Below are 20,658 nucleotides of genomic sequence, written 5' to 3'. Positions count from 1 at the left end.
GGACTTGTCGTTTCTGTGAGGCTCGCTTCAGGCGGCCATCGGCATGTCGTCCTCGGCCTCGGCGGCCATGAACTGAGCCCGGGCGAGCGTCGCGAAGCGCTGGTTGAGGGCGACGAGTTCGTCGAAACCGCCGGCCTCGACGATCTTGCCGTCCTCGAACACGAGGATGCGGTCGGCGTTGCGGATCGTGGCGAGGCGATGGGCGATCACGAAGGTGGTACGCCCCTCCATCACCGTCTCCAGTGCCTGCTGCAGCTTGCGCTCGGTCGCGGCGTCCAGGGCGCTGGTGGCCTCGTCGAGGATCAGCATCGGCGGGTTCTTCAGCAGTGCCCGCGCGATCGAGAGGCGCTGTCGCTCGCCACCCGACAAGGAGCGGCCACGTTCGCCGATGAGCGTGTCGAGCCCGTCGGGCTGGCGTGCCATGAATTCGCTGGCCTGAGCACGTTCGAGGGCGTCGAGCATCTCGGCATCGCTCGCGTCGGGGCGACCAACCTGCAGGTTCTCGCGGATCGAGCGGTTGAACAGCATCGGCTCCTGGAAGACGACGCCGATGTTGTGGCGCAGGCTCGACAGGCCGATGTCGCGGATGTCGATCCCGTCGATGCGGATGGCACCGGCATCCGGATCAAAGGTGCGGTGCAGCAGGCCCAGCGTGGTGGACTTGCCCGAACCCGTCGTACCGACGAGCGCCACGGTCTGGCCGGGGCGGGCCGTGAAGGAGACACTGTCCAGCGCGCTGCGGCGGCCGTCATAGGAGAAGGCCACGTCGTCGAAGATCACCTCGCCCTCGAACCGGGCGACCTGCCTGGCATGCGGCCGGTCGCGGACGGTCGGCACGGTGTCGAACACCTCGAAGAACTCGCGCATCTTCGGGGCCTGCATGAACACGCCGTTCACGAAGGTCACGACGTGATCGAGCTTGGTCACGAGCATGGTGGCGAGGCTCATGAAGGCGACGATCTCGCCGACCGTAGCCGCACCCTTCTGGTGCAGGGCGATGCCGGTGATGAAGATCGCGGTCATGGTCAGCGTGCCGGAGGCGCGGGTGGCGACGTTGGCCAGCGCCCACCACGACAGGACCGGGATCTGCACGCGGAGCAGATCGTGGATGATGGTGCGCATCGCCTCCTTCTCGGCGCGCGCCCGGGTGAAGGACTGGATCACCGCGACGTTGCCGAGGGCATCGGAGGCGTGGGCCGCCAGTCCCGACTGGAACTGCTCGACCTCGCCCTGAAGCGTCTCGGTCCGGCGCATGACGTAGCTCGCCAGCGCCGTGAAGACGAGGACCAGCACGACGAGGATCGCGCCGAGACGCCAGTTCACGAACAGCGTCAGCGGCAGGAGCACACCGACGGAGAGCAGCGCGGAGAAGTGCTCGCGGAAGAAGTTGAGCCAGACCCAGGCCATGGCGTTCGTGCCTTCCAGCATCGCCTTCAGCACGCGGCCGGAATGGTTGGACGAATGGAAGGCGATCGGCAGTTCGAGCACGTGCTCGAAGAAGTTCGCCATAGTCGAGAGGCGGTTGCGATGGGCGAGCCGGTCGGAATGCAGAGCGATCGCGACCCCCGCACCGATGGTGAACAGGCCGAACACGACCCATGCGACGATCCAGGGCGCCAGCGCGGTCGCGGGCGCGTCCTTGGAGAGGTGGGTCAGGCCGTCGATGATGCGGCCCATGATGAGCGGTTCGGCGAAGGCCGCGACCGCGAGCGCGACGTTGGCCGCGATCAGGCCACCGACCAGACGCTTTTCCGCTGCCAATAGGCCGAGCACCCGCGCATAGAGGCGAATCATCGACATCGTGTTTTCGCTCCCCGCCCCGTCCGGCCGCAGCCGTGGGGATCTTGCCGTTGGGAACCGGGTGGACCCGGCGCCGGCCGACCGGGGGGCTGCGGTTCTCCGCGCAGACACCCCCGGCCAATCGGCATGGGAAGATATGGCTCTTCCCCCCTGAACGGCACATGACGGCGAACGGCCCGTTCGTCCAAGCCCTTTACCGTTCCTTCAGCCTGTTTTTTTAGAAGTTGGGGACGGCCTGCGTGATTGGCCGGGCTTCGGGCATCGGCGTCATGGATCTCGCAACCGGTATCGGGCTGCTCGGCGGCGTCGGCGTCGTGTTCACCCTCATCATGATCGACGGGGGCAACTTCGCCGCCTACTTCGACAAGCACGCGGTGATCGTCATCTTTGGCGGCGCCATCGCCGCGACGATGATCCGCTTTCCGTTCTCGACCATGCTGCACGGCCTGCCGATGGGGCTGCGCTACGCCTTCACCATGCGCTCGGTGAAGCCGCACGAACTGATCGAGGAGATCACCAAGATCGCCGACGTGGTGCGCAAGTCGGGCCCGATCGCGCTGGAAAGCATGGAGATCTCCGATCCGTTCCTGGCTCAGGGCTCGCGCTACATCGCCGATGGTTACGACCGCGACTTCATCCGCGATACGATGGAGCGTGACCGCGACAACTTCCTGATGCACCTCGACGAAGGCTCGAAGATCTACCGTGCCTTCGGCGACTGTGCGCCGGCCTGGGGCATGATCGGCACCATCCTCGGCATGGTGACGATGTTCGCCAACATGTCCGACCCGTCGAAGCTCGGCCCCGCCATGGCGACCGCCCTGCTGGCCACCCTCTACGGCGCGCTGATCGCCAACATGGTCGCCATTCCGATCGCCGACAAGCTTCACGTCAAGCTCGAGGAGGAGGACGTGTCGCGCTCCCTCATCATCGACGGCATCCTGCTGATCCGCGACCAGAAAAGCCCCTCGCTGGTGCGCGAGATGCTCATCGCCTACCTGCCCGCCAACCACCGCGAAGAACTCGCCGCGGAAGCGGCCTGACGAGGGCTTGAGCGGTGGCCAAGAAGAAGCGCGGCGGCGCGCACGGCGGTCACGGCTGGTTCGTGACCTTCGCCGACCTGATGGCGCTCCTGATGAGCTTCTTCGTCATGATCGCCGCCTACTCGACGCAGGACCAGAAGAAGCTTCAGGTCGTCGCCGGCTCGATGCGCGACGCCTTCGGCGTGAACAAGGAATCGAAGTTCGCCGGCATCTTGGAGAGCGAAGGGATTCCGACGGCCGACAAGTTCAAGCACCTGCGAGACGTACCCCCTGAGCGGGCCACCGACCGCACGACGCCGCCGCAGATCGACAGCGGCCTCGACGACGGCATTCCCGACCGCGGCTATCCCGACGCGTTCGGGCAGGCCGCCGCCTCCCTGCGGCAGGCGATGCAGGACATGCCGGAGGTGGCGGAGCTGTCGAAGAACGTCATCATCGCGCCGACCCGGAAGGGGCTCGACGTCTCCATCGTCGATCAGGACGGCCGCTCGATGTTCCCCGAAGGATCGAGCCGCCCCAACGACCGCACCCGCCGGCTGCTCGAACGCTTGGCACCGACGCTGATGAAGTTGCCGAACCGCATCGCCGTGACCGGCTTCACGGCGACCGCCCGCCCCGGCACCCGTGACACCGCCCCGCCCTGGGAGCTTTCGGCCAACCGTGCGCTAAGTGTGCGCGACGTCCTCGCCGGCGCCGGCCTGCCGGACGACCGCTTCGCCTCCGTGACGGGCAAGGCGGACACCGAGCCGATGTTTCCCGACAATCCCTATCTCGCGGCGAACCGCCGGGTCACGGTCACGCTTCTCTCCGAAGCGCCGCCGACGCCGAACGGCAAGGTTGTGCCCTGAGGGCGTCTACTTGGCGACCAGCAGCGCCCAGTAAACCTTGTATTTCGAGCCCGGCGCGTAGGCGGTGGCGATGCCCATGCGGGTCGCCTCGGGCGACAGCATGACGGCCCGGTGCGGAGGGCTGTCGCGCCAGCCCGAGAACGCTTCCGCGAGGGTGTGGTAGCCCGCCGAGAGGTTGGCATCCGCGCCATCATAGCCGAGCCGGGTCACGGCAGCCCGTACCGTCTGGCTCTTGCTCGGCCGGTCGGAGGCGGCCATGGCGGCGGCCTCGGTCTCGGCGAGCCGCTGCAACTCGGGGTCAATGACGAGCGGGGCGGCGCCATTGTTGCGGCGATACGCCGAGATCATGTCCCGGGCTTCCGCCGTGTCCACCGCGGTGCTGCCGGTGGTCAGCGGCAGGTACATGCTCGGTAGCCCGGTGGTGTCGGGCGTCATCTTTCCCGCGCAACCCTGGAGCAGGGCGACGAGCGCGAGCGCCGCAGGTGCGGCGATGAAAGTCTTGCGTCCGAGGGTCTGACGTCCGAGCACGACAACGGTTTTCCGGTGAGCAGAGGGAGGAAGTGGGCCCTGCCCCCGTTAAACTCAAGTGTATCCGTGCGGCCGGCCCCGATATCCTCAGGGCCGGCGCCGTTTTCTCTCCGAAGGACGCCCACCGCTATCCGTGGCGTCGGCGGCTTACATCCTGCGATTCGTTCGCTGGGCTATGGGCCGAGGCTTCCTCCGGCGCAGAGCTTTTCTTGGCATCGTCCGCTCCGGATACCGGAGGGGCAATCACCTGCGTGGCCGAGTTGCCGACGGCGTGGGCGATCTGTCCGAGCGCGTCGCGGACCGGTTCCAGGCCCTGCACGGTGATGAAGCTCGAAGCCGGGCCCATCGGCGGGATGAACTCGGCATCGGCCAGCGTCTTGAACACCGAGAAATTGAGGTCGCTCTGCACCTTCTGACCGAGGTTGACGTCGATCACCATGGCGACCAGCTCGAACTCTAGGAAGGGATCGCCGATCTTCTTGAACACCACCCGCGGCGGCGGCTCCTTGAGCACGTCCGGATGCGCCTTGGCGCAGGCGACCATCATCTCGGCGGCCTGCACCGGATCCTTGCTGCGCAGAACGCTGACCGACAGGATCACTCGGCCGGTGCGGTCGCCGCGCACCCGGTTCTTCACGATACCCGAGATCAGGTTCGAGTTCGGTACGATCACGGCCGAGCGGTCGAAGGTCTGGATCTCGGTGGAGCGCACCGAGATGCGCTTTACGATGCCCTCGCTATCGCCGATCAGCACCTGATCGCCGACCCGGATCGGACGCTCCCAAAGAAGCAGAAGGCCCGAGACGAAGTTGTTGACGATCGACTGAAGGCCGAAACCGATACCGACCGAAAGCGCGCCGGCGACGATGGTCAGCTTCTCGAGGCTGAGGCCGAGATACGAGAAGGCCAGCGCCAGGGCGAGCAGGAAGCCGACATAGCCCGCCACGGTCGAGATCGAGTTGCGCAGGCCGGCATCGAGGTCGGTCGCCGGCAGATAGGTGTTCTCGAGCCAGCGCTGCACGCCACGGGTGATGAACACGCCGAGCCCGAGGATGCCGATGCCGTAGGCGATGGACGAGAGGGAGATCGTGACGTCGCCGACCTTGAAGCCGAAGAAGGCCGTGCGGATCGAGGAGAATACGTCCGTCGAGTCGAGCCCCCAGGGCGCGAGCGCCAGGAGCGCGGCGAGGGCGATCAGCAGGACCCGGCCGAAGCCGGTCACCAGCACCGCGATCTGGTTGAGCGAGCGTTTGCGCAGCCCGGTATTGGCCTGGAGCGTGGTGGCGAGGCGCGTCTCCTCGCACAGCGACCCGCCGATCAGCACATCGACGCTCATGATGAGCAGCCAGAGCAGGACGAGGATGCTCGCGCTCCAGATCAACTGATCGACGAGGAAGGCCGAGAGGGCGACGTATCCCACGAAAGGCGCCACCGCGATCACCGCGACCGCGACCCATCCGAGCAGCCGCAGCGGCCCGCCGATGTTCGACGACGTGTCGGTGCCGACATAGGGGCCGAAGCACTCCTCCTCCTTCTCCGCCGTATCGGCGAAGCGGTGGAGGCCGATGGCGAGCAGCAGTGCGGCCGTGACGGCACCGATGCCGCGAGTCGCGATCGAGATCGGCAGCGCGGCGTAGATCGCCGAGTTCAGCGCCTCCGTCGATTTTGACACCGTGATGACCACGGCGATGCTGACGGCGAGCGCGTTGATCCGCCATGCGGCGGCGTCCGAGACGGGTGCCGGACGCCACGCCGGCTTGTTGACGGCGAGCAATGCGTCGGCCGTCGCCTCGACGAAGGCGATGAAGGCGATGCCGCCGAGAATGGTGCTGGCGACCGGGAGGAACCGGGCCGGCAGCAACTCGGTGACGTCGAGGGCGTAATAGACCGCGTAGCTGCCTGCCAGAGCCGGCAGCGTGCCGAGCAGGAGCACGCGCCACGCGCCCAGGAGCTTGGCCCGCTTCGACGGCGAAGTGACGTTGATGTCCCGGCGGCCGAGCGCCGGGGCGATGTTGCGGCGTCCGAAATACAGGGCGAAGGACAGGCCGAAGGCGAGGCCGAGAACCAGCAGGTTCCACAGGGTGCCGTTGCGGCGGAACAGGGAGATCGTGTCGTCGAGGCCGCTGCTCAGCGAGCTGACGTCCCGAGGAATGTCGGCGGCGACCCGCATCCACAGGTCGGGGCTCAGCAGCGAGGAGCTGCGCTCGAACAGGCCGCGGGTGAAGGCGGCGCGACGGCGGTTCGAGATTTGATCGACAATCTGGTCGCTTTGCACCAGCAGGGACTTGGCCAGCCGCTGGGTGCCGTCGATATCGTTGACGGCCTGTTCGCGCTCGGCCCGCTCACGGGCGACCTCCTCGCCCTCTTCGCCCTCCTTCGGCTTGGGGCCGATTTGCGTCAGCCGCTCACGCGCCGCGTCCAACCGCGGCCCGAGCAGCTCGATCGCCGAGCGCAGCCGGTCGGCGAGCGGGTCGAGCCCGTCGCGGGCGCGGGTCAGGTCGCCTGCGCCGACATTCTGGCCGGAGATCGCCTTCTCCCGCGCTTCGAGATCCGCCTTGATGGTGTCGAGGCGGTCGCGGAGCGTTTGCAGCGCTTCCGAGACGGGCACCTTGGGCGCGGCCGGCTTGGGGCCCGGCGCGGCCTGCCCCTCGGCCGCTTGCCCGTTCGCTGGCGGCGGCGCCGCGTGCGGCTTCGGAGCCGGGGCCGGGGCCGTCTGAGCGGCCGGTGCCTGTGCCGCGGGCGGACTCCCCTGCCCCACCGCCGCATTCGGCAGGAGAGCCGCCGCGGTCAGCGCCGCGATCAGGGCCTTGCTGCGAACCATGTGGCGAATGCGGGTGAGCAGGGATTGTCGTTGCATCGTCGTCCTTCGCGGGGGGAACGGGGTCGCGTCGGGTTAATCGGCGCCAGGCCAGCCTGGCCGGCCGCTTCGCGGATGGTGTCGAGACCGCAGCCTTGGGCGCGGCGCTCGACGGATTCGGCATCCCGCGCCGCCCCTGAGCTAGGGCCATGGCGCGACTTTCCGAGAGGCGAGCCGCGAAACTGTTTGCAACGCACAAGGGCGCTCTGGCCGGGGCTGTCTGCCCGCGTAATGGGGCAAAACCATGCGGACGGGGCGGTGGACACTCTATTCCAGGGAAAATCATCGGCCGCGACGTCACGGACGGTCGGTCCGCCTTCACAAGCTTGTCACGCTGATATTACACTAAGCCGCGATGGACTTGGCCATATCCTCACGCAGCGAGGAGGCGGCGCTGATCGTCCGCCCCGCCACGCTTCGGTTCGACCCGGCAGGATTCGCCGGTCGGGGAAGCTGTTGGCGTCAAGATCCCTCTCGACCTTTCAATTCCCGTCGACCCAACCAAGCGCGAAGCGCTGAGGACTCGGGTTCGGCGCGAGCGTGCGCGACCGCCTGCGGACCCGCAGCCGTGCCGGGGCATCATGCCCTCCGGCACGGTTCCGAGGCACCCCCTGGGCTCCGGTTGTCGCGGGTACGGCATGGCCCTTCGGACCTTTGGCGTCCGAGGCCGAGGCGCCCGAGGGGCGCCGTCACGAGCAGTGAGTGGCGTCGATGATCGATCTGCAAACCCTGGTGCTCAACGCGGATTACAGGCCGCTTTCCTACAATCCGCTCTCGTTGTGGTCCTGGAAGGACGCATTCACGGCATTGTTCCTCGATCGCGTCACCCTGGTCGCGAACTACGATATCGAGGCACACAGTCCGAGCCGGTCCCTCAAGGTGCCGAGCGTGGTCGCCCTCAAGAGCTACGTGGCGCTGGCCCGCAGCCCGGCCTTCACCCGCTACAACATCTACCTGCGCGACACTTTCTCGTGCCAGTATTGCGGGCTGCGTCTTCCCTCGGGCGGCCTGACCTTCGACCACGTCGTGCCCCGCTCCCGCGGCGGCCTCTCCACTTGGGAGAACGTCGTGGCAGCTTGCTCGCCCTGTAATCTGCGCAAGGCGAACCGCACGCCGGCGGAGGCTGAAATGCCGCTTCTCAACGAGCCGCATCGGCCGACGCGGCACGAGTTGCATCGCCGCCAGCCGGAATTCGACCACCGCCAGTATCACCACACGTGGCTCGACTATCTCTACTGGGACAGCGAGCTCGACAGCTGATCGCGCGTCAGCGCAACGGCTGCGGCGGTTCGTTGAACATGGGCTGGTTGGTTGGCCGCGGCACGTAGGCCCGGACGGTGAACCGCTCGACCGGCGGCGGCCCGCGGAAGCGCGGACGCGGATCGCGGTAGGGCATCTCAGGCGGGAGTGCCGTGACGGCAGGACGTGTCATGAGATGCCGGCTACGGCTCTCGGCTTGAGCGTGCCCGACGGATAAGCCAGCGAGCGTCGCGGCCGTGAGCAGAAGCAGGTGGCGCATGGCGGCTCTCCGGACTCGGTCGCGCGTCAGAACTTGATGGCCGCGCCGCCACGCACGGTGTTCAACTCGGCCTTATGACCCTGGAAGTCGTTGAACAGGACATATTGATACTCGCCGCGCAGCAGGAAGTTCGGCGTGATGGCGTATTCGAGGCCGCCACCGACCGCGAGACCGACAACGGTGACCTTCTTCGTCGTTCCGTGAACCGTACCGGGTGCCGGAATGCTACCAGGTGGGAAGTCTTGATAGAAAACCGAATAACCGTAGTTATTGACGAACGACTTGGTGGTCCCCGTCTGATTTGAATTGTAAGTGCTATTGTTATAGCCGTAGTTCTGAACGGTCACCGTGTCAGTCACAGTGGCGCGGCCAACAGCCGCGCCGCCGGTGATGAAGGGGAGAAGATTTCCGAACGCGTAGCCGAGCCTGCCTCTGACCGTCCCGTAATCTTGGATCTTTGTGCTTGAATATCCATCTAGATTAACGGTGGTAAGAAACTCGTCCTTGGTGATCATCGTGCGAGCGATGCGATCGAAAGTGTTCCCGCTCTGCCCGAAGTAAGTGTAATCGGCTTCGAGGCCGACGACGACGTCTTCGAATTGGTAGTTGATGCCCGCAAAGACACCATAGCTGGCATTGCCGGAATGAGTGGCGCGTGCGGCGAGAAGATGAGATGCGCTCATCTCGGCTTCCGCGACGGTGTTGCGGAGCGCGTTCGCAACGATCGGCTGGAAGGCGTTGCTGAAGCCCAAGGCCGCCGACGAGTATCCGCCATGGCCGCCGACATAAAATCCGCTCCAATCGATGAGCGGAGCCGGTGCCGGGTAATCATCGTCGTAGCCGCGCAGCACCCCGTAATCGAGATCGGCGGCGAGAGTGGGTGAGGCCAGAATGGTCGTCAGAAGAGCCAGGGTCGCGATACGCATCGTCGTCGTCCTCACGCACCGAGCCGTTGCGGCACCGGGCTGACCCTTCCGTCCTAATTCAGTAACCTTAATTTTTCGTACCGGACCAACATTGGATGGCGTCCCGAGATCGCCGGTAAATGCTCGCGCACATCGGTTCCGGCACATGACCCGAGCCTTCGGTGCATCGAGCGACGGCCCGAACGAAAACGGCGCCCGAGGACAAGCCTGGACGCCGTGCGTTCCTGAGGAACGATCTTGATGGACTCATGCCAAATCCGGTTGATCCCTTCGGGACAGTGGATTTGGGCTTCGGCGGGTACTCATTGCGCTGGCGCAATGGGTACCCTCCTCAGGCGCCGCGCGGGCTTGTCGATACGGTCCCCGCTTGGATCAAGCGGAAGCCGGATCAGTTGCCGAAGCTCCGAACGGGAGAGGCGAGCAGGCCGTCGGCGAAGCGGTAGCGCAGGCCGACCCGGAATTCGCTGGCCGCCAGATCCTTCACACGGGTGAGGCCGCCGAACTCGTCCAATCCGCTGCGGATCTTACCGAGATCGATGTAGCGGTAGGCCGCGTCCACACTGAAGCCTGCGCCGATATCGTAGGACAGACCGGCAGTCAGAGCCCAGGCGAAGGTCATGACCGAGTGGTTGGCGCGGAAGGCGGCATTGCGCGGTCCCGTACCCTCGGACCCGTCGCAGCCGTCGATCAGGCAGGTGGTCTGGGTGTAGTTGCGGCTCATGCGCTTGTCGGCGAAGCCGACGCCTGCGCCGACGTAAGGCGTGAAGCCGTACCACGTTCCGATATCGGCGTAGACGTTGACGAGGCCGGTCAGCACATCGACCTTGCCGGCTTCGAGATTGTAGCCGGTCTCGAACACCGAGCGCGAGGAGTAGCCGCGGAAGGACGAGGTGGCCCTCTGGTCGATGGTGGCATCGACGCGTAGCCATGGATTGATCTGATAGCCCACGCCGCCGCCGTAACCGGCCTCGGAACTCAGGCGCAGCCCGACGAGCGGCGGCATGCCGGGATCGTTCGGATCGAGAATGGCGTCGTCGCGCGGGTGGTCGTACCAGCTTTTCGTGAAGTCGCCGCGCAGATACCAGCCGCTGCCGATCGCCACCGGTTCGACTTGGACGGGCGGCGGAGGGGGCGGCGGAAGCAGATCGGCCGCGGCGGCAGGGGACGCGAGGGAGCCGGTCAGAACCCCGAGGAGGGTACCGGTCGCGAGCGTGGCCGCCAGCGCCAGACGATGCGATGCGATCATGGGAAGCCTCGTCGGAGGCGGCGGCAGGAGGGGCCCGCGCCTCGATTGACCAACAGTTTTCCCGATAAAGGTTATGAACGGCTTAACCTTAACCGGCCGGGTACGGAGATTCAGGAATCTGAAAACGAAGACGGCGCGAAAAGTGTTCGCGCCGTCGAGATACAATCAAAAGTTAGGGACGATCAGTACTTGCGCACCAGCGGAGGCGGCGGCGCGTAGTCGACCGCCGCGACGGCGACCGGGGCGCCGAACAGGTAGCGTAGGCCGACCTTGACGTCGTGGGCTTCGAGTTCCTTCACCCGATAGACGGTCTTCGGGCAGTCCGGGGCGCAGGTGACGACGCCGGTCGCGGCCTCGCCCATGTTGAGGTAGCGGTAGGCCGCCTCGAACCTGATGTTCTGCGTCACGGCGTAGCCGAGGCCGGCATGGAGCGCCCAGGCGAAGTTCGTCCGCTCGTTGTGGCGGCCGATGCCGTAGCCCCCCTCGTAGGCGCCGTAGCCCTTGTCGGTCACGCCGCCGAAGCTGTGGTGGGCCACACCGACGCCGGCGCCGACGAACGGCGTCACGCCGTACCACGTGCCGAGATCGACGTAGCCGTTGGCGAGGCCGACTATGGAGTCGAACTTACCGCTGGTGACGTTGTAGCCGCCGGTATCGCCGAAGGTCTTGTCCTCGGCCACGAACGTCCACTTGCTGCGAAAGCGATATTCACCGGTGGCATCGACACGCAGCCACGGATTGATCTGATAGCCGACGCCGCCGCCGACGAAGTACTGGTTGGAGACCTTGTCCTGCACGACGGCGTAATCGTACGGCTTGGGCGGATGCGAAACGTCCTCGGCAATGCTCTTGCGCAGGTCGAGCGATCCGTAGCCGCCATCGACCCGAAGATACCACCCGCCGGCGAACACTTCCGGCTCGGGCAGCGGCTCGGGCATGGGCGGCGGGGGCGGCAGCAGGTCGGCGGCTTGTGCGAGGCAGGGCACCCCGACGCTCGCCAGGAGCGTGAGGGAGCGCGCCAATGCGAGAATGTTGGTGCGGCGGCGCATTACGATTTCCTTGACCCATCGAGCGCGCCGAGAATTGAAGGCCGGCCCGAGATGCGAATGCAAGGATGATCGATGAAGGTTAAGTCGGCCTTAACGTAAAAAGTTAGCCTTGCCGATCCGTTGCCGTGATTGGCAAAGACTCTGGAAAATCAGTACCATCGCTGCTTGTGCTTTCCGCCCCCGGCTGCACCGGCAGCGGTTCGGTCCCGCTCTCTGCGTTGCCGAATCGTTCGCCACTTCGTCGCAAAGCTCTCTCGCGAGTGGCACGGTCCGGCTGTCTCGGCGATCCGGGGGATCGGCGACCGGCGGCCTTCAGGCCGCTGCGCGCGTGACGGCATCCACGACCTCATCCACCACCTCGGCGACGAGATCACGGTCGTCCCCCTCAGCCATCACCCGGATGACGGGCTCTGTGCCGGAGGGGCGGATCACGAGGCGACCCGACTGGCCGAGCCGGTCTTTGGCATGGGCGATGGCGGTGACGACCGAATCCGCGCGCAAGGGCTCACCGGAGCGGAAGCGGACGTTCTTGAGGATCTGAGGCAGCGGCTCGAAGCAGTGGCAAACCTCGCTCACCGGCAGGTTGCGGCGCTTGACGACGCTGAGGAGCTGAAGCGCGGCCACCAGCCCGTCGCCCGTGGTCGCGTAATCCGACATGATGATATGGCCGGATTGCTCGCCGCCGAGATTGTAGCCGTGCTGGCGCATATGTTCGAGCACGTAGCGATCGCCGACGGCCGTGCGGGCGAGCGTGAGACCGATACTGTTGATGTATCGCTCGAGGCCGAGATTCGACATGATCGTCGCAACCAGACCCGGCTGGGTCAGGCGCTCGTCTTCGTGCCACGAGCGGGCAACGGCCGCCATCAGTTGGTCGCCATCGACCTTCTGGCCCTTCTCGTCGACGATCAGCACGCGGTCGGCGTCGCCATCGAGCGCGATCCCGACATCGGCGCGCAGCTCCCGCACCTTCTGCACGAGGGTTTCGGGCGCGGTCGAGCCGACATCCTGATTGATGTTGAACCCGTCCGGCTCGACGCCGATCGAGATTACTTCGGCGCCCAATTCCCAGAGGGTTTCCGGCGCGACGCGGTAGGCCGCGCCGTTGGCGCAATCGACGACAACCCGCAGGCCGTCCAGAGTCACGTGGCGCGGAAGGGTGCGCTTGGCGAACTCGATGTAGCGGGCGTGCACGCTCTCGATCCGCTTGGCACGGCCGAGGTCGCGCGAAGCCGAGAGGCGGTTGCGCATGTCGCCGTCGATCAGGCTTTCGATCTCGAGTTCGAGTTCGTCGTTTAGCTTGAAACCGTCGGGCCCGAACAGCTTGATGCCGTTATCCTCGAACGGGTTGTGCGAGGCCGAGATCATCACGCCGATATCGGCGCGCATCGAGCGGGTCAGCATGGCGACGGCGGGCGTCGGCATCGGGCCGAGCAGCAGCACGTCCATGCCGACGGAGGTAAAGCCGGCCACGAGGGCGGTCTCGATCATGTATCCCGAGAGCCGGGTATCCTTGCCGATCACGACGCGGTGGCGGTGGTCGCCGCGCTGGAAGATCACGCCCGCGGCCTGCCCGACCTTGAGAGCTAGCTCCGGTGTGATGACGCCGTTGGCCCGTCCGCGGATGCCGTCGGTACCGAAGTGTTTACGCAACGTCGCTTCTCCGCGCTCGGCGTGGTTCGCAGCCGACCACACTATCAGAATGGCGCCCGACCAGCAGCACGGGCCTCGTGAATTGGTTGCTCCGCGACAAAGGCGGTCGAAATGGGGCGAGCCAGCCGGTTTGCCCGGCGGCGCGTGCATCATTCCGCATGTGGGATTCAGGAGGGGGCACGAGCCTCTTGTCTTCGCGTCATCGTGTTCTTGAGGGCCGAAGGCTGCTCTATCGAAGAATTTGCGGCAGGCCCGAGAGGAGCAGGGCAATGCCCGACACAGTCAGAAGGCCGAGGACAAGGCGGCGGAAGCCGGTCTCGCTCAAGCCGACATAGGCCCGCGTGCCGACGATTGTGGGGAGCAGCATGGCCGGCAGCACCACGAGGATCATCGGCAGCATGCCTCGCGTGACGATCCCGGACGCGACGTAGACCGTCATCGTGACGGCGAGCATCGACAGGTTGAAATTCTGGATGACGGCGCGCTGAACGTCGCGCTCGTAGCCGCGGAGCGTGCACCACAGCGTCGGCAGAGTGCCCGTAAACCCGCCGAGGCCCCCGAGAATGCCGCCGCCAAGGCCGACGGCTGCGTCGGCGATACGGCCGCCGACGGTGATGCGTGGCAGATCCTTCGACAGGAGTATCACGGGGCACCAGACCACAAGAAGGGTTCCGAGGATCGTCTTGAACCAGTGCATGTCGAGATGCGGCAGCAGGAACGCTCCGAGTGGGACACCGGCAAGGCCGCCGAGCACGAACGGGGTCAGGACGTGGATGTCGAAGCCTCGGCGCACAGTCACCGCAGCGATGATCTGCCCCGTGAGGGCTCCGGTGACGGCAAGTGCCGCTGCCAGCTGCGGATCGATGACCCAGGCCCAGACCGACATGGCGACGAGGCCGAACGCGAAGCCCGACAGCCCTTGCACGAAGCCGGCGATGGCCGCGCCGAAGGCGACAATGAGATAGACCGAACTCGACATGTGCCGGGTCTTTTCACTCCCGTCTCGTGGGAAGGCTCACCGGTGCAACGACGCGACGGCCATGAAAAAGGGGCGCCTCACGGCGCCCCTTGTCGAAGCTTGGTCGGCCTGTTCAGCCCTGCGGCTGCGGGCTCGGCTCCAACCCGCCGTCGCTGCCGCGCGGGCGGCCACGGCCGGTCGACGGCACCGGTGAGCCGCGGGCCGGGGTTGGTGGGACGTCGCCCGAGTCGCGCACCGGCGGCTCGCCCTGGAGCAGCTTGCGGATCTCGTCGCCGGACAGGGTCTCGTATTCGAGCAGGCCCTGGGCCAGCGCTTCGAGGTCGTCCTTGCGCTCCGCGAGAATGCGGCGCGCCTCCTCCAGGCCTGCCTCGACGAGACGGCGCACTTCCGCATCGATCTTCTGGGCAGTTGCCTCCGAGACCGTCTGCTGACGGCCCATCGACATGCCGAGGAAGACTTCGTCGTTGTTGTCGCCGTAGGCCACGGTGCCGAGTTCCGGCGAGAAGCCCCAACGGGTGACCATCATCTTGGCCAGCCGCGTCGCCTGCTCGATGTCGGACTGGGCGCCCGACGTCACCTTGTCCTTGCCGAAGATCATCTCCTCGGCGATGCGGCCGCCCATCATGATCGCCAGCCGCGAGGTCATCTGCTCGAACGACATCGACAGTTTGTCGCGCTCGGGCAACTGCATGACCATGCCGAGCGCCCGGCCGCGGGGGATGATCGTCGCCTTGTGAACGGGATCGGTGGCCGGGACATTGAAGGCGACGATGGCATGGCCGCCCTCGTGGTAGGCGGTGAGCCGCTTCTCATCCTCGGTCATGACGAGGGTGCGCCGCTCGGCGCCCATCATCACCTTGTCCTTGGCGTCCTCGAACTCGTGCATCGTGACGATGCGTTTTCCGCGACGCGCGGCGAGCAGAGCGGATTCGTTGACGAGGTTCATCAGGTCGGCACCCGAAAAGCCGGGCGTGCCGCGGGCGATGACCTTGAGATCGACGTCCGGCGCCAGCGGCACCTTGCGGACGTGAACGCGCAGGATGCGCTCGCGGCCGGTCACGTCCGGGTTCGGCACCATGATCTGGCGGTCGAAGCGGCCGGGACGCAGCAGCGCCGGGTCGAGCACATCGGGGCGGTTAGTCGCCGCGATGATGATGACACCCTCGTTGGCCTCGAACCCGTCCATCTCCACGAGGAGCTGGTTGAGGGTCTGCTCACGCTCGTCGTTGCCGCCTCCGAGGCCGGCGCCGCGGTGACGGCCGACGGCGTCGATCTCGTCGATGAAGATGATGCAGGGCGCGTTCTTCTTCGCCTGCTCGAACATGTCGCGCACGCGGGACGCGCCGACACCGACGAACATCTCGACGAAGTCCGAACCAGAGATCGTGAAGAAGGGCACGTTGGCTTCACCCGCGACCGCGCGAGCGATCAGGGTCTTACCGGTGCCGGGCGGGCCGACGAGCAGCACGCCGCGCGGGATGCGGCCGCCGAGGCGCTGGAACTTCTGGGGATCGCGCAGGAATTCGACGATCTCCTGGAGGTCCTCCTTGGCCTCCTCGACGCCGGCCACGTCATCGAAGGAGACGCGTCCATGCGCCTCGTTCAGGAGCTTGGCCTTCGACTTGCCGAAGCCCATGGCGCGACCCGCCCCGGACTGCATCTGGCGCGACAGGAAGATCCAGGCGCCGATGAACACGAGGATCGGCAGCCAGCTCACGAGAAGCTGGATGAACCAGGGTGTGTTGTCGGAGGGCGGACGCGCCGTGATCTGCACGCCCTTGCCCTGGAGCTTCGAGACGAGGCCTGGGTCGTTCGGCGCGTAGCTCGAGAAGTTGCCGCCGCCCACATAGGTGCCGCTCACGTCCTGGCCGGAGATCGTGACGGACTGAATCTTGCCGGCGTCGGCATCGTTCAGGAGCTGGCTGTAGGCGATCTCGCTGCCGCCGCCACGGTGACCTGGGTTCTGAAACAGGGTCACGAGGGCGAGCACCAGCAGGAAGATGACGACCCACAGGGCGAAATTGCGGAAATTCGGGTTCATCGATCGGTCCTGGGAGGCGTGCGAGCGTCGTCCCGCAATGTCGCGGCATACCCCACGCACTCCGGGCCAATGTAGGCGGCGCCCCACCGGTTGCCAAGTAAATCGGCGGCCCCTGCGTCGAGGGCGACCGCGTAGCGTTAGCGGCTCCCCTCCGATGCCCTGCGTGGCGGCGCGGCGGCGAGGCGGATCGTCCCCTCCCCGTCCGTCTCGATCAAGACCCCGCGGAGGGTGCGGCGCAGCGCCCTCCCCTCGGCCAGAGCCGGCAGCAGCGCGTCGAGAACGAGGGTTTCGAGTCGTTCCAGACGTTTCGGAACGGGCGCTTCGTGAGGCGGCGCGATTCTGTCGAGGGTCATGTCGAGGACGCGCAAGACGATGGCGCAAGGTTCGCGGCTCAGGCGATGTCCGTCGAGTCGCAAGCCCTCTACGTCGCCTTGCGTGATCTCCGACAGCACGGCCTCGGCACGCTGTCTCAACGCCGCATCGTCCCGTCCGGCACGGACGGCGAGGCGGGCAAGTCGCGCCGCATTCAGGCCCTCCTCGGCCAGCAGCGGTAGCAGGCGGCGCAACCGCGCCCGGGTGAAGCGTTCGTCCGTGTTGGAGGGATCGCGCAGGAACGGGAGGCGGTGCCTCTCGCAATAGGCCACGAGGTCGGCCTTCGAGATGCTCAGGAACGGCCGCACCAGTCGGATGCCCGGTGCCAGGGGACGCTCGTCGCGCATCCCGGCAAGGCCGGAGGGGCCGCTTCCGGCGATCAGGCGCATCAGCACGGTCTCGGCTTGGTCATCGAGCGTGTGAGCGGTCAGAACGAGGCGGGCGCCGATCCGGGCCGCGTGGTCGGCGAGCAGCCTGTAGCGAGCGCCGCGCGCCGCTGCTTGGATACGGCTGCCGTGTCGCGGCGCATCCCAGGTCAGTATCGTGTGGACAAGGCCGAGTTCGGCGGCGAGGCGCCTAACCTCTACCGCCTCGTCGGCCGAACCCGGCCGGAGGGCATGGTCCACCGTGGCGACGCGGAACCGATCCTGTCCCAATCGGGCTGCCGCGTGCATCAACGCCGTGGAATCGGGTCCGCCCGAAACGGCGAGCAGTGCCGGACGAGCGGGTTCTGCCAGGAATGGTGCGAGGGCGCGGGCGAGGCGTTCGTCGAGGGACGCCGCGCTCAAGCGGCGCAGCGGGCGCGCTTCTGCTCGCGCTCGACGCCCTGGCGTACAGTGGCACCCGCGCTCGGAAACTTGCGCTCGACCTCGGCCAGCGTGGCGCAGGCTTGGGCCTTGGCCCCGAGCGCGTGCAGGGAGGTGCCGAGCTTCAGCATCGCTTCGGGTGCGACGGGCGAATTCGCGTAGTCGGTCGAGACCTTCAGGAACTGCTCGGCGGCCTCGCGGGAGCGGCTGCGCTGAAGGTAGCTCTCACCGAGCCAGTAGGTTGCCTTCGGCACCAGCCGGTCGCGCGGATGCGATTGGATGAACTGACGCAGGCTCATCTCGGCCTGCTCGTACTGGCGCTCGCGAATGAGGGCGTAGGCGGCCTCGAAATCCGCCTGCGCGTCGCCGCTGCCGGTGGCAGCGATGCTGGCGCTCCCGACGGGTGCTTCGACCGGCGCAATCGAACCGGTGCGCGCGGACGGAGGCGAGAGGTCCACCGGAGCGCCGAAGCCGGGCGGCGGCAGATCCCCGTCCTCGGACGCGTCGGTATCCGCCTCCACGACCGTCGGGGGGACGGAGCGGCGCAGGGGCGCCTCGGCTTCGGCGATGGCGGCGGTCGGCAAAGGCAGCGAGGGCTGCGTCGTCCCGAGTGGCTTCGGAGCGCCCGGCGCATTCGGATTCTGCTCGGGATCGAAGGCATCGCTGCGCTTGCCCGGCCGCCCCTCACCCGGATTGGTGCCGTAGGGTGCGGCCGAGGGCGGTGCCGCAGCGGGTGCCGGGGCCTTGCGGGCGGGTGCAGCGGCGCTCCCCTTCCCTTCCTGGAAGCGGAACTCGACATCTTCCTGGAACTTCCGGAGCTGTTCCTTCAGCTGCCGATTCTCGTACTGAAGCGTCTCGATCTGTCCCGAGAGCTGCCGGGACACGTTCTCGAGGCGGTTGAGACGCACCACGAGTTCCGACGCATCCTGCGCCTGCGCGCCACAGAGAGCCGCTGGCGCGATCGCGAAACCGAGTCCGAGGGTCAGGAGGAGGCGGCGGAACATGGCGGCTGGCACCGATCGGTCTTCTGGTTCGCGGCCGACGTCGTGTCCTCCCCGAAACCTTCGCTGCGCCGTCGCGGCCTGAGCGGCGACGGCGCAGCGAAGCTTCGATAAGGCACGCTTACCCGATAGCAGATGGCCCGGTCGGCCGCAAAACCGGGCCCGCACCCGGTTCAGGAGCCGGCGCCGCCGTCCAGAACGCTGACGGAGCGGCGGTTCTGCGACCAGCAGGAGATGTCGTTGCACACCGCCACCGGGCGCTCCTTGCCGTAGGAGACCGTCCGCATCCGCGAGGCGGAGATGCCGCGGGAGGCGAGGTAATCCTGCACGGTTTGTGCGCGGCGGGCGCCGAGAGAGTAGTTGTACTCCCGCGTGCCGCGCTCGTCGGCATGGCCCTCGATGAGGAAGCTGTAGCGCGAGTAGCGCTGGAGCCACGATGCCTGCTTGTCGAGGGTGGCGGTCGCGGTCGGGGTGAGATCGGTCGAATCGGACTCGAAGAACACCCGGTCGCCGATGTTCACCACGAAATCCTGGGCGCTGCCGGGCCGGGCCGCGCCTCCGGGGCCACCCGCACCGAAGCCGGACGCATCGGCAAGATCGCTATCCTTGCTGCAGGCGCCGAGGCCCAGTGCGGCGCAGAGCACCAGCGTCAGGGAAAGCCCACGGAAACGCGCGGGTGTCGACATCGTCTCTCTCCTCACGGCCGAGCCGTGCCGGTTGTCCTGCCGGTGCCTGCCCCAATCGTCTGGCGATCAAGGCCGGCCCCGAGTCTCAGTCTGAAACGCTCCCGATCACCGGTCGCAGATCCGTGCCGGCGCAGAGCGTTTTCGTCCTGAACGGTGTAGCCGCGGATGGTCAAGTGTCTCTCACGCCAGCACCCGGAACGCTGTCTGTTCGTGAGACGGTGGGCCGCGCTGCCGCGACCGCACTACCCCATGACCAATCCAAGCTCGACCGCAGCGATATTCAGTGTTCTGTCCAAGATTGCGGCGCGCCGTGGACGCGAGCGGAACCAGCACCGCTTTGCCTATCGATGTTGCGATGCGGCAACACGAGCGGAATCACACGCCGCGCAATGTCGCGATCGCGTCCCGTGCCTGGCGCGCGGCGTGAACGGCGGTGCCCAGCGGCGTCGCGATCTCCGTGCCGCTCAGACAGGCCCGCTCCAGCGCTGCGCAAGCCCCCGATAGGTCGTGGAAGGAGAGCGCTCCGCTCGACGAGACGAGAATGTGGGCGTCGCCGGCGAGGCGCGACGTGTCGCTGGCGGGCGGATCGAGGCGGATGGCAATCTCGTGGTCCAGGACTTCGAGCAGCTCCATGAGGCGGGGGCGGCCGAACAGATCCTCCAACTCCGCCAGGGCCTCGGCGTCGAAGGCGGGGGCCTGGGCGGGACGATGCGCGGCAGGCTCATTCATTCCATTGCTCAGCTTTGCGAAAACTTGCTATGCGACCGTGCAGTTAATGATGCATTAACTGTTCCGCCATGTGATGGGCGCGCTGCAAACTGGACAAGGGCCATGCCTTCCGCCCCGACCGTGCTCATCGTCGAGGACAATTACCTGCTACTCGAGATGCTGACGCGGCTGTGCGAGCGTGAGGGCATGCGCGTGCTTGCTGCCTCCAGCGGCGAGGCCGCGCTGACGACGTTGCGGGACGGGGGCGAGGCCATCGATTGGCTGCTCACCGACATTCTCCTCCCCGGTCTGATCGACGGCTGGACCGTGGCTGCTGCCTATCGCGAGCGTCATCCGAAGCGGCCGGTGGTCTACACCTCGACCGCGGCGCAGATCGAAAGCCGCACGGTTCCCGGGAGCCTCTATATCCGTAAGCCGTTCCAAGCCCGAGAGATCGTGGAACTGGCAAGCGTGATGGCCGCGTCGCACGGCCTCGGAGACGGCCGCCGCGTCGCCGGCTGACGGGCGTCCGACGAGACCCCTCGCTTTGCTATCGTGCCGAGAGCGGAAGCGTTCGGGCGCCTCGGGCGGCACGC

The 20,658-nt window shown here is 66.8% G+C and carries 18 protein-coding genes; 4 read left to right on the top strand and 14 right to left on the bottom strand.

Going from position 1 to position 20,658, the window contains the following annotated elements; all coding sequences use genetic code 11:
- Positions 1 to 27 precede the first annotated feature (27 nt).
- Positions 28 to 1,800, bottom strand: coding sequence for a glucan ABC transporter ATP-binding protein/ permease (locus MKK50_RS16460; protein ID WP_499023836.1), 1,773 nt, complete (start codon positions 1,798 to 1,800; stop codon positions 28 to 30).
- A 269-nt stretch (positions 1,801 to 2,069) separates the two neighbouring features.
- Between MKK50_RS16460 and MKK50_RS16455 the strand changes: the two genes are divergently transcribed.
- Both MKK50_RS16455 and MKK50_RS16450 read left to right on the top strand, forming a co-directional pair.
- The gene (locus tag MKK50_RS16455; RefSeq protein WP_060772042.1) at positions 2,070 to 2,843 is read left to right on the top strand and encodes a motility protein A; all 774 of its coding nucleotides are present in this window, start codon (positions 2,070 to 2,072) and stop codon (positions 2,841 to 2,843) included.
- A 14-nt stretch (positions 2,844 to 2,857) separates the two neighbouring features.
- Positions 2,858 to 3,691, top strand: a complete 834-nt coding sequence (locus tag MKK50_RS16450; protein ID WP_253368241.1) for an OmpA/MotB family protein — start codon at positions 2,858 to 2,860, stop codon at positions 3,689 to 3,691.
- Between the two features lie 6 nt (positions 3,692 to 3,697).
- On the opposite strand, the gene MKK50_RS16445 is transcribed toward MKK50_RS16450, so the two are convergent.
- Together MKK50_RS16445 and MKK50_RS16440 are read right to left on the bottom strand one after the other, a co-directional pair.
- Positions 3,698 to 4,126, bottom strand: coding sequence for a CAP domain-containing protein (locus MKK50_RS16445; protein ID WP_056198509.1), 429 nt, complete (start codon positions 4,124 to 4,126; stop codon positions 3,698 to 3,700).
- A gap of 220 nt (positions 4,127 to 4,346) precedes the next feature.
- The gene (locus tag MKK50_RS16440; protein ID WP_499023833.1) at positions 4,347 to 7,076 is read right to left on the bottom strand and encodes a DUF3772 domain-containing protein; all 2,730 of its coding nucleotides are present in this window, start codon (positions 7,074 to 7,076) and stop codon (positions 4,347 to 4,349) included.
- Positions 7,077 to 7,787: 711 nt separating this feature from the next.
- Between MKK50_RS16440 and MKK50_RS16435 the strand changes: the two genes are divergently transcribed.
- A complete protein-coding gene (locus MKK50_RS16435) occupies positions 7,788 to 8,336 on the top strand; it encodes an HNH endonuclease (RefSeq protein ID WP_253368237.1) in 549 nt (182 codons plus the stop codon).
- A gap of 7 nt (positions 8,337 to 8,343) precedes the next feature.
- Here MKK50_RS16435 and MKK50_RS16430 read toward each other — a convergent pair whose 3' ends face one another.
- From MKK50_RS16430 to MKK50_RS16380, 11 genes are all read right to left on the bottom strand, one after another.
- Positions 8,344 to 8,595 (bottom strand): hypothetical protein, encoded by a 252-nt coding sequence (locus MKK50_RS16430; protein ID WP_253368235.1) that lies wholly within the window; start codon positions 8,593 to 8,595, stop codon positions 8,344 to 8,346.
- A 26-nt stretch (positions 8,596 to 8,621) separates the two neighbouring features.
- Positions 8,622 to 9,521 (bottom strand): outer membrane protein, encoded by a 900-nt coding sequence (locus MKK50_RS16425; RefSeq protein ID WP_499023831.1) that lies wholly within the window; start codon positions 9,519 to 9,521, stop codon positions 8,622 to 8,624.
- Between the two features lie 388 nt (positions 9,522 to 9,909).
- Complete coding sequence (locus tag MKK50_RS16420) at positions 9,910 to 10,767, bottom strand: outer membrane protein (RefSeq protein WP_499023829.1); 858 nt, start codon at positions 10,765 to 10,767, stop codon at positions 9,910 to 9,912.
- 182 nt (positions 10,768 to 10,949) lie between these two features.
- Complete coding sequence (locus MKK50_RS16415) at positions 10,950 to 11,816, bottom strand: outer membrane protein (protein WP_253368229.1); 867 nt, start codon at positions 11,814 to 11,816, stop codon at positions 10,950 to 10,952.
- 312 nt (positions 11,817 to 12,128) lie between these two features.
- On the bottom strand, positions 12,129 to 13,469 hold the full coding sequence (glmM, locus tag MKK50_RS16410) for a phosphoglucosamine mutase (RefSeq protein ID WP_499023827.1): 1,341 nt from the start codon (positions 13,467 to 13,469) through the stop codon (positions 12,129 to 12,131).
- Between the two features lie 229 nt (positions 13,470 to 13,698).
- Positions 13,699 to 14,448, bottom strand: a complete 750-nt coding sequence (locus tag MKK50_RS16405) for a sulfite exporter TauE/SafE family protein (protein ID WP_499023825.1) — start codon at positions 14,446 to 14,448, stop codon at positions 13,699 to 13,701.
- A 112-nt stretch (positions 14,449 to 14,560) separates the two neighbouring features.
- Positions 14,561 to 16,489, bottom strand: coding sequence for an ATP-dependent zinc metalloprotease FtsH (gene ftsH / locus MKK50_RS16400; RefSeq protein WP_499023824.1), 1,929 nt, complete (start codon positions 16,487 to 16,489; stop codon positions 14,561 to 14,563).
- Between the two features lie 137 nt (positions 16,490 to 16,626).
- Entirely contained in the window at positions 16,627 to 17,649 is a 1,023-nt protein-coding gene (tilS, locus tag MKK50_RS16395) for a tRNA lysidine(34) synthetase TilS (RefSeq protein ID WP_499023822.1), read from the bottom strand.
- On the bottom strand, positions 17,646 to 18,671 hold the full coding sequence (gene ybgF, locus MKK50_RS16390; RefSeq protein WP_499023818.1) for a tol-pal system protein YbgF: 1,026 nt from the start codon (positions 18,669 to 18,671) through the stop codon (positions 17,646 to 17,648). Before ybgF ends, tilS begins: the two co-directional genes overlap by 4 nt.
- 170 nt (positions 18,672 to 18,841) lie before the next feature.
- Positions 18,842 to 19,354, bottom strand: coding sequence for a peptidoglycan-associated lipoprotein Pal (gene pal / locus MKK50_RS16385; RefSeq protein ID WP_499023816.1), 513 nt, complete (start codon positions 19,352 to 19,354; stop codon positions 18,842 to 18,844).
- Between the two features lie 375 nt (positions 19,355 to 19,729).
- Positions 19,730 to 20,083, bottom strand: a complete 354-nt coding sequence (locus tag MKK50_RS16380; protein ID WP_253368218.1) for a hypothetical protein — start codon at positions 20,081 to 20,083, stop codon at positions 19,730 to 19,732.
- Between the two features lie 102 nt (positions 20,084 to 20,185).
- Here MKK50_RS16380 and MKK50_RS16375 point away from each other — a divergent pair, with 102 nt between their 5' ends.
- Positions 20,186 to 20,584 carry a response regulator gene (locus tag MKK50_RS16375; RefSeq protein ID WP_499023813.1) on the top strand — a complete coding sequence of 133 codons (399 nt, stop codon included), beginning with the start codon at positions 20,186 to 20,188 and terminating at the stop codon, positions 20,582 to 20,584.
- Positions 20,585 to 20,658: the final 74 nt, after the last annotated feature.

This window comes from Methylobacterium sp. J-043 (assembly GCF_022829505.1).
GTDB classification, from domain to species: Bacteria; Pseudomonadota; Alphaproteobacteria; order Rhizobiales; family Beijerinckiaceae; genus Methylobacterium; species Methylobacterium extorquens_A.
This window is presented reverse-complemented; position numbering and strand designations above follow the sequence as displayed.